The sequence below is a fragment of the Limnoglobus roseus genome, assembly GCF_008254045.1.
GTDB lineage: Bacteria > Planctomycetota > Planctomycetia > Gemmatales > Gemmataceae > Limnoglobus > Limnoglobus roseus.
Map to the genome: position 1 here is coordinate 1,364,146 of NZ_CP042425.1, position 15,377 is coordinate 1,379,522.

The following is a 15,377-nucleotide window of genomic DNA, read 5'->3' on the forward strand; positions in this document are numbered from 1 at the left end:
ATTCGGCGGCCGAGTAGAAAGCACCGATGGGCACGACGTACCACTACGCCAATCTGACGAAACAAGAGTGGTTCTCCACGGACGCCCTCGGCGGGAGTGCCAAGTTGAGAGGGCTGGGCCTCAACTTGACCGCCCGTGCTTTCGACCTGTTGTTCATCGCAGGGCTTGCTCCAGCGACCGTAACCGATCCCGTTCGGCCGGGCCGTTGGGTGGGTGACGTGGTCGTTATCATCGGCGATACGGACGAGAACTGGCTACGGTACAACGATGAGTTCGCCGACCTGACGGCCGATGTCATCCTGCTTGTTCATACCTGCGATGGATTCGACCGAATCGCGTCAGCCGCCGAGGAATACGACGCCCTTTTCATGCAAGTCTGCCATATCGTTTCAACAGGTCAGGCTCCAGAACTCGAATCGCAAATGAAGCAGCGGTTCGGGACAAGTCTCCGGCAGCGGTACAAGGAGTTGTGCCAGAACAACAGATGGTTCAAGCCAAAAGATGTAGCGAGGCCGGGAGAGAAATAGATACCGCGGTGTTTGTGGTGTCCGACTGGTGGAGGTCTTGAGCCGCGGAGCGGCGGTAGTCGTTAGCCAGGGGCGCTAGCCTCTGGTCATCGTGCCAAATGTTCAAGCCCCGGAGGGGCGGCGGAGGCCTGATCGCCCCTCCGGGGCTGTGGTGTTGGGTGTTGGGTGTTGGGTGGCGGGTTCCAGGGGCTGAGGCCCCTGGCTAACGACTACTGCCGCTCCGCGGCTGAAAAGCAAGCGAAGTCCTCATTTCCGCCCCGCCAAGTACGCCAGCACGTCCGCCGCCTCCTGAGGCGTAAAGTCCTTCAGCAGTCCCTCCGGCATAATCGAGGTGCGCGAGGCGTCGAGTGATTCCACGTCGTCGGCCGCGACGGTCGTGAGTTTGTTCTGGGCGTCCTTCAGCACCACCTCTTTCGCGTCCCGTTTCACGACGAGGCCGGTGATGCTGCGGCCGTCGAGCGTGCGCAAGAGGTACGACTGAAACTGCGGCTCGATCCGCCGCGACGGGTCGAGGATACTTTCCAGCAGTTGCTCGCGGGTACGGGTCTTGGCGATCTGCGACAGGTCGGGGCCGACGTCCTGCCCCTTGCCGTCGATCTTGTGACAGTTGACGCACTGAGACCGCGTCACGGCGAACAGCTTCGCCCCGTTCGCGGCGTCGCCGGTCAGCGACAGGATCGCCCGTGGTCGCGGGTTACTTCCGAGCGTCGGCGGCTTGTTCGGGTCGGGGAAGTATCCGCCGAGTAGGTCGGTGGCGAAGCTGCCGCACAGCGGTTGGGTGGCCGCCGTCCGTACCCGGTTCGACTCGTCCGGCGACAGCGTTCCCCGGCCGACGGCGCGGGCGATTCTCAGTGCGTCGTCGGATTGCTTGAGGCGTTCCGCAAGCTTGGTCGGCTCGGTCGGGATGTTGGCCGCGGCCGGTTCTCGGCCCGGCTTCAGCGAGACGATCCAGTCCCGCACCAACTTCAGCCCCGTTTCGTCGGGGAAGTCGCTGCCGAGGTGGGGCATCCGGCCGCTGCCGAACTTCGACATGCGGTAGTACATCACGCTCCGCTCCGGGTCTCCGGGGGCCAGGATGCGGGCGTCAGGAATCTCGAACCCGCCGCGGGTCGGCTTCGCGTCCCAGAGGTTCGTGTTCTTCACGTCGGCGTTGAAATTGATGTGGAACTCGACCGAACCGCCGCCGCCGAAGATGTGACAACTGCCGCAATTCGCGTTCAGGTACGACCGGGCGCGGTCGTTGAGCGATTGCTTCTCGTCGGCGGGGTCGGCGTACTTTTTCAGCTTCTTCACGTCGGCGGCCGTGAACGACGGCAGTGGCTTCTCGGCCTTGTCCACGCGGTTCAGCAGCCCGAACTCGCCCAAGAATGTCAGTTGGTTCGTGCCGTCGGGGCGGTCGCGGTTGAGTTGCTCGCGGTTGAAGCCGAGCGTGTACCCGGCCCAGGCGTTGTGGCACTGGCCGCACTGCACTCGGCTGGCGAACGTCCACGTCTGTGGCCGCACGCCGCCGAAGATCGGGTCCTTCACGCGGAAAGACTTCTCCGCACCGTCGGCCGGTACAAGGTCGGCGTCGGTCTGGTCGTCGCGCCAGGCGTAGGTGTAACCCTGGATCGCGTCGCCGTCGAAGTGCAGGATTTGCGTCTCGACCCGCTTGCGGCTGGCCGGGTTGCCGCGTTCCATCTCCAACGACAGCGTCTTCACCAGCACGCCGTCTTTTGGCAGGTGCATGTGAATCTTGTTCCAGTCCACGTCGTTGCCGACGGCCTTGCGGTTGTCGTAGTCGGTGGCGGTCGAGTTCCCCGGCAGCGCGAGGAGGTACTCGGTGGTCGCGTAGTCCTGCCACTGGTGAGCGTTGACCTCGAAGGGGTACACGCCCTCGGCCGGCTGGTTCGCCTTCGCGTCGCGGTAGAGGCCGGACTGCGAGAGGGTGCGCGGGAACTTCGTCGGGTCGATGCTCGCGGCGTCGTTCTTGGCGAAGGCGTGAACGCGGCCGGTGTCGTAGTCGAGCAGGTACAGTTCGCCGTCGTTGTCCTCGCCGAAGGCGATAATGCGCACCTGCGGGGCGGTGAGTTCGTCCAACGACACGAGTTCCGTGCCGGTGATCGTCGCGGCCCAGATGCGGCGGGTCATCCAGTCGCCGAAGACGTACTTGCCCACCAACTCCGGGAACTTCTTGCCGCGGTAGACGTAGCCGCCGGTGACGCTCGCGGCGATGGTGTGCGACAGTTCGATCACCGGCGGGCGGATCGGCGTCGGGCCGAGTTTCTCGGTGGTGTTCACCGCCTGCCGGGCTTCGACGACGCTCCAACCGTAGTTGCCGCCCCTCTCGACCTTGTGAACCATCTCCCACGCTTCCCACCCCACGTCGCCGGCCCACAGGTCGCCGGTGGCGCGGTCGAAGCTGAACCGCCACGGGTTGCGGAACCCGTAGGCCCACACCTCGCCGCGGCTCGCCTTGCCGTTGTGCGTCTGGCCGACGAACGGGTTGTCCTTCGGGATCGCGTAGTTCTTCCCGGCGTCTTTGTGGTGAACGTCGATCCGATGGATCGACGCGAGCAGGTCGGAGATGTCTTGCCCGGTCTTGAACTTGTCCGGCGGGTTCGGGTCGGCCGCGTCGCCGCTGGAGACGTAGAGGTAGCCGTCCGGGCCGAAGTGCAGGTCGCCGCCGTTGTGCCCGCCCTGCGGGAAGGTGAACACGATTTCCTCACTCGCCGCATCCACCGTCGGCGGCGTGTCGGCCTTCACCGTGAACCGCGACACGCGACTGCCGTCCGCCAGGTTCGGCTTCCCGTCCTGCCGCACGGTGTAGCAGACGTAGCAGAAGCGGTTCGTCGCGAAGTTTGGGTCGAAGACGAAGCCGTAGGCGTTTTCGAAGTGGGTGGCGTCCTTCGTCTGCTTCGGCTTCGCGACCGCCTTCACGTCGAGGAACAGTTCCGCCTTCGCGTCCGGCTTGTTCTCGAACGAGAAGATTTTGCCCCCCTGCTCGGCCACGAACAGCCGCGAGCCGCCGGGCTGCGGGGTCAGCAGCAGCGGGTGGTCAAACTTGAGGTTCGGAAACGGGACCGGCAGTTTGAACCGCGGCGGCGGCTCCGGACTGCCGACGATTTTCGACGTAGTCCACGGCTTGCGCTTCGCCGGGGCGTCGTCGCCGAGGAGCAGTACCGATCCAATGCCGACGAACGTGAACGTGGCGAGGCCGAAGATGCGAAGAAGGGAGCGGCGCATCGGAGGAACCTGAGTGGGGAGACGGACACCGAGCGGGTGTGGGGGCATCATATGATCCGCGACCGGGACTGCCTCGACTTCGCCGCCGGACCGGGGTACGATCAACCGTGCCCATCGCCCGGTTCGCGCCGAGACTCCGTATCCGCCCGGAAATGGTCCCCCTCGGTCGAGCGAATACCTCTCACACGTTTCCGATCCCGGAGGGCCGATCATGCCGCGTACCGTCAAGCGACTGCCGTTCTTGCTGCTCCTCGCCGCCGTGCCGAACCTGGCTCGGGCCGACGAGGCGAAGGTCGTGGAGTTGGTGCAATCTCACAAGGGTAAAATCACCCGCGACGACAAGGCCGAGGGAAAGCCGATCGTTAAAGTGGACGTCAGCGCGTCCGAAGTGACGGCCGACGAACTGAAGCACCTCGCCGAACTCAAAAGTCTCCACTCGCTCAACGTCGGCGGCACCCGCATCGGCGACGAGGGGCTGAAGCAGATCGCAACGCTCACCACGCTCCGCACCCTCCGCATGGGCGGCACCCAGATGGGCGTGACCGCGGAGGGGTTCAAGGAACTCGCGAAGCTGACGGAATTGGAAACGCTCGGCGTGGACAACATGAACGTGCGGAACGCCTGGCTGAAGGACTTGACCGGCCTCAAAAAGCTCAAGGCCATTTACCTCGAACGCGCCTTGGTCGGCGACGAGGGTGCGAAGACGTTGCGGGACATTCCGAGCCTGGAAACGGTGTTGATCCAGAAGACCAGCCTCGGCGACGCCGGACTGAAGGCACTCGGCGAACTCCCCAACCTGAAATACCTGGATGCGTCCGTGACGAAAGTGACCGACGCCGGCGTGGAAGGCCTGACGGGGGCGAAGAAGTTGGAGGCACTCGACCTGTACGACACCAAGGTCAGCGATGCGGGGGCGGAACACCTGGCGAAGATCGAGACGCTGACGTATTTGAACCTCGATTACACCCAACTGACGGACGCCGGCCTGAAGCGGCTGAAGCGACTCCCGAAACTCCGGCGGTTGCACCTCGGCAACACGAACGTCACCGATGCCGGCATCCCGGAACTCTACGGGATGACGACGCTGCAAACGCTGTCGATCATGAGTTCCGACGCGACCCCGAAGGCGATTGCGGCCCTGCAGGAGAAGCTGCCCGACTGCCGGATCTACCACCGCGAAGGCCGGCCTTGACGAGCGTGCCGGCGGTCGTATCATCCGAGTACCTGCCTAACGGCAATGGTCGCGGAAGTGGCGGAAGTGGCGGAACTGGCAGACGCGCCAGATTCAGGTTCTGGTACTCGCAAGGGTGTGGAGGCTTCCCACACCCAACTCCTCTTCCTCAAAAACCCCTTGATTTCTAGTCTCCCTCGCCCTCGACCCGGGGTATCATCCGGGACCGAGCCGACGCCCAATATACCCGATTCACTGCCCCGATCCAGCCGAATTCACTGCCCCATTCACTGCCCCGCGGATCCTTACTTCAAGCCCCACTCCCCTTCAGCACCATCTCCGGAGCCGTCGCCCGCTCCCGCTTCTCCTCGCCCCCGCAAGGCCGCGACTCAGCGACGAGGTTGGCGGCGATCCTCTTGCTTGTTCGATCTACTCGTTCCGCTTCCCAATCGGAAGGCGGGTCAAGTCCGAAGACACGATCGCCCTAGGCAATTCTGTTTGCCCTCGTTTCCATGACCGCTTACGCTGAGGTTAGATTTACCCGGAGGCATCCCATGCTCCCCCTCCTTCTCTCGGCGTTTGTTACCGTCCCAAATTCGCCGCAGGTGATCTATGTTGACGACATGGTCGGGTTCGACCGTGTCCGCCGCCTTCAGACTCTCGCGAGTGGCCCCCTAACGGTTCCCGCTTCTACAGTCGGCCCCCTCCTTCGCATGGTGGAGGAACAACTCGTCGCCCTGAAAGCACAGGGCGATCTTGTCGATCCACAAGAAGTCGAGGCCACGCAGCAAATAATCGAGAAATTGAAAGCCCAGCAGAAGACGAAGTGAACCTGGAGCCTTGAACCGATGTGGTCGTCTTTCACACTCTCGGTGCCGGCCCCGCTGAACGTCAACGAGTGCGGCGAAGGAAAATATTGAGCATGATGCGAAAACGGAAGTGGTTGCTGCTCCTGTTGGCCGTCCTGACAGGGACCTCCGTATTTGCGATTCTTTGGTGGCAGGCAGAGTACCCCTCGCGTCCGGCCCTGAAGTCGCAAGGGGAGCGGATGATCGCCGCCGTGGAACGGTATCGGACACAACACGGTGAGTACCCGGCGACGTTGGAAGATGCGGGGATCACGCCGCCGTCGCACGGCTACGGACCGTGGCAGTACGGTCACAACGACAATTCCTTTTGGTTGATTGTCGGCGACTACGGGAAGGACTGGTTCGTGCTGTCCTACGTCAGCGGCGACCGCGGCTGGTATCTGGACCACTAGCCGACGGCCTTCAGAAGCTACGCCCGACTCGACTTCATCGCCTACTTCGTCTTCGACGCCCCCTCACTGTGGGGTCGGCCCCGCCGCTGGCGGCCCTCTTCGCGACCCAGACCCCACGGGGGCGGGGACCATCCCCGCCCCCGCTTATTCTCCTACTCCGACGCCCCGCCCGAGCCGCTCCAGAGGCAGAGGAGAAAAATACCACCGATTGTTGATCGACTTTGTCACATATCGACTTGCGACACTGGAACTGATGAGATAACGATCCGAATGACCTCTGAGGAGAATCCGATTCTCCACCCAAGTCGAAGGCTATCAGGGCCTCCAGGGCCGCCCTGGTGGCCTCCGATAACCTCTCCCCGCCTACGCCGGGGTAATCGCCTCCCCGACCCCTTCCCCGTCGCCTCGCGTCAGCGAGGGACCCCACCCCACAGTTCACCGCTTCTCTTCACCCTCTTACCCCCAAGACTCTGATGAACCTCGACATCTTCTCCCTCCGCTACGCCGCCGCCCTCCGTTCCGCGGACCGTGCCGCCGAGCGGGTCCAGTACGGCAAGCGTTCCGGCGTCAACCTGGGCCTCGGCCCCATCCGCGAGGGCCTCCGCGACGCCCTCGGCGATAAGATCGGCGTCAACTTCGACCCCCTCGTCGAAGACGGCGAGGTTCGAGTGGTGGACCCGCCCACGCCGACCCAAGCGGCTTCTGCATCGAACCTCCGCGACATCGTCCGCGGCGTCTTCAAGGGCCACCCCTCGGTCGATTACGACAACGGCCTCGGCGTTGGCCTCCCGGGACGGCGACTCCTCCGCGTTCACACCCCGGACTACGACCGCACGGCTCACATCGACTTCTTCAACGACGTGGACCCCGACCGCAAGGGCGCGGACAAGCGGGCCGTGTCCTCCGGCAAGCGCGTCCGCGAGGGCACGTTCGACTTCGTCCGCCACCTCTCCCAGCTCGCGTCGAAGCTCCACGCCGAGGACTACGCGGTCAGTTACACGGCCCCCTCGGATCGACGGCGGAGCCGCCTCTACTCCCACGCCCTGACCCGAGCGGGGTTCATCCCCGACGCACCGACGGGCGACCGCGACTACTACTGGCGACCCAAGAACCAAGTCCCCGAGGACGAACGCGCGGGCCGTCTCGCCGCTCACGCGAATCGCCTCGCGGGCGACACGAAGACGCCGGAGCGACTCGGCCGCGCGTACCGCGACGCCCTCCGGTACGGGGCCGCCGAGGAGAAGGCGAAGCCGCGGTTCGTCGCCCCAGGGGAGATGCAGAGCGCGATGGCCCTGGGGCGGATCGCCGAAGCCGCGTACCGCGGGGGGCAGGCGATCGAGTACGTGACCCCGTCCGACCCGTCGGTCGCCGCGAACTCCGCGAAGGCGATGGAGAAGGCGGGGTTCGAGCGGGACACCAAAGCGAACGGGAACGTCGAGCGGTGGGTGCCGACGGCGACGCCGGGGCGGTAGCCGCCCCGAGCCTTCGGTTCGGATTGCGGGAGTCAACCCTCATCGCCCGCGAGCTGGCTCAACTTCGCGAGCAACTCGTCGGTCGCTGCTTCCAACGGCTCGGCCTCGAACTTCTGACCGATCATCGCTCGCGTTAAGACCAGCCCTCGGATCATCTGCGTTCGCAACTCTTTCTCGCCTTCGACGGCATCATCGCACGCGCCCGCGATCAGTTTGCTCGCCTTCGAAGTCGTGCGGGCCGGGTCGATCGCGACGCCGAGCAGTTCTCCACAGCGGAGTCGAATCTCCCGGTCGCGGGGTGACTCGCGGCCGAACAGGTACGTCAGCGATCCGCCGAGGACGCCCGTAACGAGCATCGCCAGTTGGACGTAGACGGCCGTCAGGGCGAACTCGTCAAGGTTCTTGCCGTTTAGAACCATGATCCCCGGCGCGATGACGAGGAAGCCGAAGAGGAGCAAGACCGCGAAGACGCCTCGCGTGTAAGCCATCACGGTTGAGGCCCGATCGACGGACGCCAAGGGAACGCCCTTCACCCTTGATCCCGCGACGATGGTCAGGATGGATGCGGCAGCGGTTTCACGGGCCTTCTTGTCGATTGCGTAGTACGAGCGGATCGGGCTCCTTCGGGCCCGCCGGCGGATTGCCGACTGGGGCGAAGGAGAATATAGTCCGCAATAGGTACAATTGTCAATGTTACAAAACGGTCTAATCCGCAAATTCCTTGATCTCGTTCAATTCGTTCAACTCCACGCCGAAGGCCCTGGCGAGTTGAATGGCTGCTCCCAGACTCGGAGATCGAGCGGCGTGCAGATAGTTATGGATCGACCCCCGTTTCACGCCCGACAGATCCGCCGCCCGTTGCTCCGTCAGCTCCGCCGCCGTTAGCTTCTCGCGAAGCCACTCCGCAAAAGTCGCCCACCCCTCCTCGGTCGGCTTCACCTTCTTCGGCGGCGTCTGGGTCAGCGACAGCGACCGCAACACGGCCGCCAAGTCAGTCAGCTTCGCGTGAGCTTCCCCGACTTCGTCAGCGGTAGCGAGGAGCCGAGCGGCTACGTCGTCGAGGTTCTTCTTCGCCATCTCGTCTCCTCTCAACGCCGACGCTCAGTCTGCGGCCAATTCTTCTTCGCCGCTGCGGTCGGCGTCGCTTTCGCCGAGGGCGTCGCGGATGGGGATTGAGAAGGGGATGGCGCGGTGTAACCCGCAAGAAAAGCAGAATCATCATCGACGACAAGAAATGGGCTGTTTCATCCGTCAGCAAATTACTTACTCATTAAACTCTCACTGGATCGGTGTTCGAGTGTTTGTAATACTCGGTCCAAATCCAAACCCCAGACCCGGAGACTAGTTCCGTCTTCGAATGCTGGCTGATTCCTCGCCCGCCCTTCTCCACTCCCCGACCCGAGGATCGAACATGAATCTCCCGCCCCGTCGACGCTCAGGGTTCACGTTGATCGAATTGCTGGTCGTGATCGCAATCATCGCAATTCTTATCGGCTTGTTGTTACCCGCCGTGCAGAAGGTCCGTGAAGCCGCGGCCCGAGCGAAGTGCGGTAACAACCTGAAACAGATCGGAATCGGCGCCCACGCCTACCACGACACCCAAGGCGCGCTGCCCTACGGCCAATTCGGCGGGTATGCGAACAACGGCGCGCTTCCCGTCGGGCCGGCTTGGGCAGCTAAGAGTTGCGTCACATGGCAAGTACTAATGCTCCCGTACATCGAGCAGGGGCCGTCCTACGACGCGATCTACACATGGGCGCTCGCGAATGCGACCGCAACGCCCATGTACAGTGCGCCCGCCACGCTCATTCAGAATCCCTACCCGATGTTCACCTGCCCGTCCGATCCGAACGGCGTGAAGACCAAGCCGGCATCGAACAACGAAGGGTTCCACTCGAACTATGCCGGAAACAACGGGAATACCCTGTTCTGGGACAATACCACGGCCCTCCCCAAAGCAGGGGGCAAGAGTAACGGAGGGGTGATCTTGGCCGGCGACCGCGTTCGGTTGACGGACATCAAGGACGGAACCAGTAACACTCTACTCGCCGCCGAAATCCTCACTTGGACTCCGGGCGATGACCGGCGTGGGCGGTTGTTCAACAGCTATCAAGGGGAAACCTTCTTCAGCACCCTTAACGCTCCGAACACGAGTGTTGCCGATGCTCAGTTTAGCTGCGGTGCCAACCTCCCGTCGTTCATGCCGTGTACAGCGGTCGGTAGTGCGCAGAACTCGATCAACTCGGCCCGAAGCAGCCACACCGGGGGCGTAAACGCACTTAACTCTGACGGCTCCCTACGGTTCGTCAGGAACACGGTAGACGTAACCGCATGGTCCGCAATCGGGACGCGGTACGGGGGCGAAAGCAGTACCAACGCCGAGTAATGCCAGGCGATTTCCCAGGAACGTCCTTCCCTCTTCGCGAGGGCAGGACCCCTACTTGTCCCTCCCTCTCCCTCTCTCCCTCTCTCCCGAGGATGGATTATGCGGTTCGCTTCGTCTGGTTTGTTCGTTTGCATCACGTTAATTGTGGTCGGATGCGGAGGTGCGAAGACGCACGAGGTTTCTGGGACGGTGACGTTCGATGGCGAGCCGGTCAAAGAAGGACACATCGCGTTCGCCCCTGGGGGTGGGGGCGGTTCCATCACCGATGGGCGATACAAGTTCAACTCCCCTCCCGGTAAGTTCACGGTTCAGATCAACGCGAGTCGCATGACGAAATTACCCCCGGGACAGACTGGGATGAACGGCGAAAAGGAAGAAGTTCGGGAGTACATCCCCGAAAAGTACAACACCAAGACGGAACTGAAGGCTGACGTGCCCAGCACTGGCCCAGTAGATTTCTCTCTCAAGTCTAAATGAAAAAATTGGCTCTCTAAACTTCGCCCTGTGGCCCGATCCGCAGGGCGAGGGTCATCTGTTCAGATGCTCCCCTCCCCCTCACCCCCGCAGTCGCACCCGCACCCGCGCCTTCACCCCCGCCCACCGCTTCGCCGCCGCGAGGTGGACCCAGCACCGGCCCGAGCCGGGGACGGCGACCACCCCCGTCACCACCAACTCCTCCGCGGCGTCTCCCCCCTCGGCCCAGACGGCGACGGCGTCGCCCTCGCCGACCCCCAGCGTCTCCCACGCCTCGGTCCAGACGCGGAGGCGAAGTACCTCGGCGGCGCGGACGACGGTTCCAAAGAGGGCGACGCCGTTGACGGTAATGACGGAGCGGGAGCAGGTGTGACTCATCGGGGGGACCTCGAATAGTGGATATATGTACACTATTCGAGAGGAGCCGAGAACGCGAGGTGCGTAGGGGTGATTTCGTCGAAGTAGGCGCTGGCGGGGATAGGGCTGCTTCGCTCGCCCGTGGGGGTGGTAGGGCTATCGCCGCGACGCCGCGGGGACGCCCAACCGACTTTGCCCCCTCGCCCGCGGCGCGAGGCGATCTCTTTCGGCAACCGGGCCTTCAGTCGGTGCCTTGGGCCTGTCACTTCGGGCCGGCTTGCTTTTTCATCCGCGTGAGGACTAACTTGGCGAACGTGGATGACGGTGCTTTGGGGTGCCAGGAGGCGATTTCTTCGATCAACTTCATCGCGTCCGGCGTCTCGAAAACTTCCAAGACATTCAGCACCGCATGAACCCGTTCCCAAGCGGGATTCGCAAAGGATCGAAGCTTGTCATCGACCGCCCGCGACCCAATTTCGCTCACAAGCACATATACGCCGTTGTCTTGCTTCTGAAGTTGGAGCGTCAGCCCTTTCAAAGAATCGGCCTTCTGGTAGCAAAGGATTTCCGCAAGTCGGGTTCGCATCAGACCCGTTGGAGCCTTCTCCATCAGGGCCGGCAGGTCAAAGACCAGTCGTGGATCGAGGTAGAGCAGTTCGGCCCTCGCGGCCTGCCATTTCTTCTCGTCGTCATCGCCGAGGGCCGAAATCAGTTCGAGGCACCGATCCGCAGTTAGCTTGATGGGCCGGAGGTTCGCCCGGATCGTGAGAATCGCTTCCGGTTTGTGCTTCAGGAGGGTCAACACACACCGCGGGGAGCCGCCGTGGTCGTTGAGTAGGCCGTCCCAAGCCTTCTGAACGTCCGGCTTCGGAAGCGGCACGGCCCACTGCTTCAACTCGGCCTTCGCCTCGATTGTCGGAGCCGCATCGGGATGGCCGTGCGTCATCCCTTCGATCAGCTTCTTTGCCTCTGGGGTCCCGTAATACTCCAACAGGATGAGGGCACGGGATTGCTGCTTCCATTGGTCATTGTGAACGTCGCCGACGCTTGACGGGACTCGGTGGCTCATTCTTCGGCCGTTTTGCCATTGGTCACAATAACTCTTGAACTCGGCCGGTTTATTAGGGAGATTCTCTATGAACAGGTGAGTTTCGATGCGGATATCGCCACCATTGCGAATCCCCGCCGGCCCTAAATCCAACTTGCACCACGCGAAGGCGTCCATCGGCTCCTCCTCGAAGAGCGCGACCAGTCGTTGCCTCCCGAGCCCTTGCGGCACGATCTCGAACGCCTGCTGCGGCGTCATCGCCAGACGGACATCGAAGTAGCTCAACTCGTCGAAAGCGGCCTCCGCGACTTTCGGATCGCCGTTGTCCAAGTCGGCGAGCAGTCGCTTCGCAACATCCTCACTCAGCCTGACCGGCTTCAACTTGCTTCCGAGGAAGGAGACGGCTTCTTTGGACGGCTTCAGAGCCAGCGGTAGCAATCCCAGCCGTGCGGCGCCGGCACCCTCGTACCTGAGAAATCGAAACAACGTCTCGTAGGCTTGGTGGGTTGAATCGGGACTGCTCGGCACGGGTGCGGCCGCAAGAGGCGACACCGAAATCAGCAGCAGTACGGACGCGACGAGGCGAGAGTTCAACACGTTGGCCTCACACAATGGACGCGAAGGCGAGCGAATTGTGAACCGCCCGCGGATGGGTGTCCACGTGCGGCCGTCATTACCTTATCCGATCGATCCTCACTTCGCTACCGTGGGCCGAAACGAAGCGAACAGCGGCTCGGGAGCTGGCGAGGATCAAACTGCCGTCGGCGACGGGGCCGCGGGGATGCGGCTATCACGGTAGGGCTGCGGGGGTGGGTGCCCCTTCGGGGCGGATCGACTCGGGGGCGGCGTTCACGTCCGCGGGTGCTGGGTCGTCGATGGCGTGCTCGGGAAGGGGTGAGAGCAGGGGCTTGACCCACGCCCCGCCCGGCAGGTACTGTCAAAGCACCGCCACCCGGACTCTCGCGAGGTTCACCATGTACCACTCGCTGCTCGCCATCCTCGCGGTCGCTCCACTCGCCGCCCCGGTGCCAAAGGTTCCGGCGAAGACCGAGATGTATTTCCCCACGAAGGTCGGGGCGAAGTGGGTCTACGTCTACGAGTTCAAGGGGCTGTGCGGGTCGAACCAGGAGCAGACCGACGAGGTCACGGCGGTGGAGAAAAAGGGCGGCGTCTTTTGGGTCACGGTTCGGCAGGACGTCCACGGTCTGCCGAACTCCGTCAGCCAGTTCACGGTATCGGGCGACGGCGTCACGGTCTCCGGCCGCGGCGGGCGGATGCTGCCGGACCCGTATCCTTGGGTGAAGTTGCCCGCCGCGGCCGGTGACACCTGGGAGATCTGCCACTCCGAGCCGGACGGGAAGCCGGGCACGAGAACTACCGTCTATACCGTCGGCACGGCGGAAAAGGTCCTGACGCCGGCCGGGCTGTTCACGACGATCCCGGTCCAGTTCAAGAAGGCGCAATTCGGCGGCACGATGTGGCACGCCCCGGGCGTCGGGCCGGTGAAGGCGGTCATCGGGTCCGGTGGACTGGAAGTAACCATGACCCTCAAGTCATTCATCCCGGGCAAGTGACACCGCCGGGTCGACCCCCCCAGGATTCTGACAACCGTGTGCCCCCTCAGCCAAGAGGGCTTCAATTCGACTGCGAGCTCGCTTGCTGGAGGGCCGACGCTACCTTTTCGCGAACCTTCTTCCACTCGGCCGCCGTGCGGTTGCGGTCAGTCGGGACCGCGACGCCGAGTTCTTCCGCGAACGCCAGCGTGATGAAGTCGGCGACGGCCAGGCTGGGATAGGCCGGAGCGAAGTCCTGGACCTTTTGATTCGCCCCCAAAACACGGACCGCGGCGTCATCCCAGAGTGGCTCGATTTCCTGCGACCACCGTTTGAACTCCCCCACGGGCCGGCCGTGGTTCACGGGTCCCGAAGACCCGACGTAGTACACCCGCTGAGTCGGAGAACACGTTCGAAAGTGGTCTCGAAATGCCTGCCAGCACGAGGCGTCGTTGGCCGCCATCACTAGGCCGATCTCGTCGTGCAAGACACTCTCGTATCGTTCGTCGGCTTCCTTGGCGGACACCCGTTTGAAGTACCCCGGTATCGCCTGCCGACCCGCCCCCGGATCGAGGAAGAACAGCCCCTTGACCGCCTCCAGGCGGTGTTCGAGCCGCTCGTGAGCGGCACCGAGCGTCAACAAGTCGAGCTTCTCGCCCTTCGGTAGTCGCCCGTGGGCCATCGCAATGACCACGTTGCCGCTGTACACCTTCGGTGCCCTCGCGAGGAGGTTCTTGTAGGACGCCGCGAACCGTTTCGGGTACCGCTCAGCGAAGGCCCGGCACAACGCGAGGCTCACCGGGTCCTCGCTCATCGCCTTGGTGGCATACCACTCCTCTTCGCCGACGGCCTTCGCCCGCTCGAACCATTTCCCCGCACGTTCCCGCCACTCGCTAAGCGTTTGCTCACCACCTTGGTCGCGTAGTTCGCGGGCGGCGAACGCCTTCAGGAGGTCGAGGCACACGTCGCCGACTCGACAAACGTCCTGCGAGAAGAGGCGGTTGAAGACGAACGTCAGCGGGGAACGGGTGAGTCGCCGGTCGTCGAGGTGCGCAATCAGGTACGGCACCGCCTCGAAGCCGCATTGGGCGACTTCGTCGTAGGGAGTGATGGGGTCTTCGAGCCGCGGGGAGTACCGCCGCGCGTCGATAGTTCCGGACCACTCGACGAGGCGGTCAATTTTCCGCTCGATCGGGTCGCGAGACGGCTCCCGCTCGCGGAGCGTCAGGCTCAAATCTTCGAGTAACTGCGTCTTCGCGACCGAGCGGAACTGCCCATCTTCGTCGTACACCCGCTGCAAGTGGCGTCGGGCCTGCTCACGGTCCCCGCGGGGGTCGGCCAGTCGGCTGAGGTTCTCCGACCACACCCGCTCCCGCAGCAGGCCGCTCGTGAACCCCGGCGAGCCCTTCTCCCAGTCGGCCGACTGGGTGAGATATCCCGACTTCTGCCTGGCCCTTTCGAACGCGGCCGCCGCGAACTCAGTCCGCCCCAAGTGTTGTCCGATGGCGGCGAGGAAAAGCAGGTCTTCCGCCCCGTTCCAATCCCCCTTCTCGATGAGTCCTATGGAGAATTCTGCCGGACTCATTCTGAGGCGACCGAACACCCCTTCGCCGTACCAACCGCGGACGGGCACGTACACCCCGATACCGGGCGGCGAGGGTAGGATTTCGTACCGCGCGTCCTCCCCCGAACCGAGGCGAACGAGTTGGGCATTGGGCGGTGGCAGCCAGAGGTCGTAACTCTTGTAGAGCCGATAGAACTCGGCGGCAGTCTTCGGTTCGAGCCGGATTCGTGTCGCAGCATCGTTTGCGAGGAGGACGAATAAGCTGAAGGTCGATGCAGCAAGCATGTTTACCCTCACAAGGTCGGCGTTTACCCATAACGTCGGCCTCTGCCGTTCGTT

General features: G+C 63.4%; 14 protein-coding genes and 1 tRNA gene. 9 read left to right on the plus strand and 6 right to left on the minus strand.

The features are described 5' to 3' along the window. Window positions 1-26 precede the first annotated feature (26 nt). The gene (locus PX52LOC_RS05500; protein WP_149109150.1) at window positions 27-527 is read left to right on the plus strand and encodes a hypothetical protein; all 501 of its coding nucleotides are present in this window, start codon (window positions 27-29) and stop codon (window positions 525-527) included. 246 nt (window positions 528-773) lie between these two features. On the opposite strand, the gene PX52LOC_RS05505 is transcribed toward PX52LOC_RS05500, so the two are convergent. Further along, window positions 774-3,752 carry a PQQ-dependent sugar dehydrogenase gene (locus PX52LOC_RS05505; protein WP_168218819.1) on the minus strand — a complete coding sequence of 993 codons (2,979 nt, stop codon included), beginning with the start codon at window positions 3,750-3,752 and terminating at the stop codon, window positions 774-776. Between the two features lie 211 nt (window positions 3,753-3,963). Between PX52LOC_RS05505 and PX52LOC_RS05510 the strand changes: the two genes are divergently transcribed. The 5 genes from PX52LOC_RS05510 (at window position 3,964) to PX52LOC_RS05530 (ending at window position 7,656) form a co-directional block, all read left to right on the plus strand. Continuing rightward, entirely contained in the window at window positions 3,964-4,944 is a 981-nt protein-coding gene (locus tag PX52LOC_RS05510) for a leucine-rich repeat domain-containing protein (protein ID WP_149109152.1), read from the plus strand. A gap of 59 nt (window positions 4,945-5,003) precedes the next feature. Beyond that, a tRNA-Leu gene (locus PX52LOC_RS05515) sits at window positions 5,004-5,095 on the plus strand. Window positions 5,096-5,477: 382 nt separating this feature from the next. Next, entirely contained in the window at window positions 5,478-5,753 is a 276-nt protein-coding gene (locus PX52LOC_RS05520) for a hypothetical protein (RefSeq protein ID WP_149109153.1), read from the plus strand. Between the two features lie 92 nt (window positions 5,754-5,845). After that, a complete protein-coding gene (locus tag PX52LOC_RS05525; protein WP_149109154.1) occupies window positions 5,846-6,184 on the plus strand; it encodes a hypothetical protein in 339 nt (112 codons plus the stop codon). A gap of 473 nt (window positions 6,185-6,657) precedes the next feature. After that, window positions 6,658-7,656: a hypothetical protein gene (locus tag PX52LOC_RS05530; RefSeq protein ID WP_149109155.1), complete on the plus strand. Its 999-nt coding sequence runs from the start codon at window positions 6,658-6,660 to the stop codon at window positions 7,654-7,656. Window positions 7,657-7,688: 32 nt separating this feature from the next. Here the strand turns inward: PX52LOC_RS05530 and PX52LOC_RS05535 are convergent, their stop codons facing one another. Both PX52LOC_RS05535 and PX52LOC_RS05540 read right to left on the minus strand, forming a co-directional pair. Then, entirely contained in the window at window positions 7,689-8,144 is a 456-nt protein-coding gene (locus PX52LOC_RS05535) for a hypothetical protein (protein ID WP_149109156.1), read from the minus strand. A gap of 217 nt (window positions 8,145-8,361) precedes the next feature. Continuing rightward, window positions 8,362-8,733 (minus strand): helix-turn-helix transcriptional regulator, encoded by a 372-nt coding sequence (locus tag PX52LOC_RS05540; RefSeq protein ID WP_149109157.1) that lies wholly within the window; start codon window positions 8,731-8,733, stop codon window positions 8,362-8,364. 334 nt (window positions 8,734-9,067) lie between these two features. On the opposite strand from PX52LOC_RS05540, the gene PX52LOC_RS05545 reads away from it, so the two are divergent. Both PX52LOC_RS05545 and PX52LOC_RS05550 read left to right on the plus strand, forming a co-directional pair. After that, on the plus strand, window positions 9,068-10,042 hold the full coding sequence (locus PX52LOC_RS05545) for a DUF1559 domain-containing protein (protein WP_168218820.1): 975 nt from the start codon (window positions 9,068-9,070) through the stop codon (window positions 10,040-10,042). Window positions 10,043-10,141: 99 nt separating this feature from the next. Continuing rightward, window positions 10,142-10,519: a hypothetical protein gene (locus PX52LOC_RS05550; RefSeq protein WP_149109159.1), complete on the plus strand. Its 378-nt coding sequence runs from the start codon at window positions 10,142-10,144 to the stop codon at window positions 10,517-10,519. Window positions 10,520-10,597: 78 nt separating this feature from the next. Here the strand turns inward: PX52LOC_RS05550 and PX52LOC_RS05555 are convergent, their stop codons facing one another. Both PX52LOC_RS05555 and PX52LOC_RS05560 read right to left on the minus strand, forming a co-directional pair. Next, window positions 10,598-10,894, minus strand: a complete 297-nt coding sequence (locus PX52LOC_RS05555; protein WP_149109160.1) for a hypothetical protein — start codon at window positions 10,892-10,894, stop codon at window positions 10,598-10,600. Between the two features lie 241 nt (window positions 10,895-11,135). Then, window positions 11,136-12,518: a hypothetical protein gene (locus tag PX52LOC_RS05560; RefSeq protein ID WP_149109161.1), complete on the minus strand. Its 1,383-nt coding sequence runs from the start codon at window positions 12,516-12,518 to the stop codon at window positions 11,136-11,138. A 377-nt stretch (window positions 12,519-12,895) separates the two neighbouring features. Between PX52LOC_RS05560 and PX52LOC_RS05565 the strand changes: the two genes are divergently transcribed. Then, window positions 12,896-13,495 carry a hypothetical protein gene (locus tag PX52LOC_RS05565; RefSeq protein WP_149109162.1) on the plus strand — a complete coding sequence of 200 codons (600 nt, stop codon included), beginning with the start codon at window positions 12,896-12,898 and terminating at the stop codon, window positions 13,493-13,495. A gap of 61 nt (window positions 13,496-13,556) precedes the next feature. Here the strand turns inward: PX52LOC_RS05565 and PX52LOC_RS05570 are convergent, their stop codons facing one another. Continuing rightward, window positions 13,557-15,323 (minus strand): hypothetical protein, encoded by a 1,767-nt coding sequence (locus PX52LOC_RS05570; protein WP_149109163.1) that lies wholly within the window; start codon window positions 15,321-15,323, stop codon window positions 13,557-13,559. Window positions 15,324-15,377: the final 54 nt, after the last annotated feature.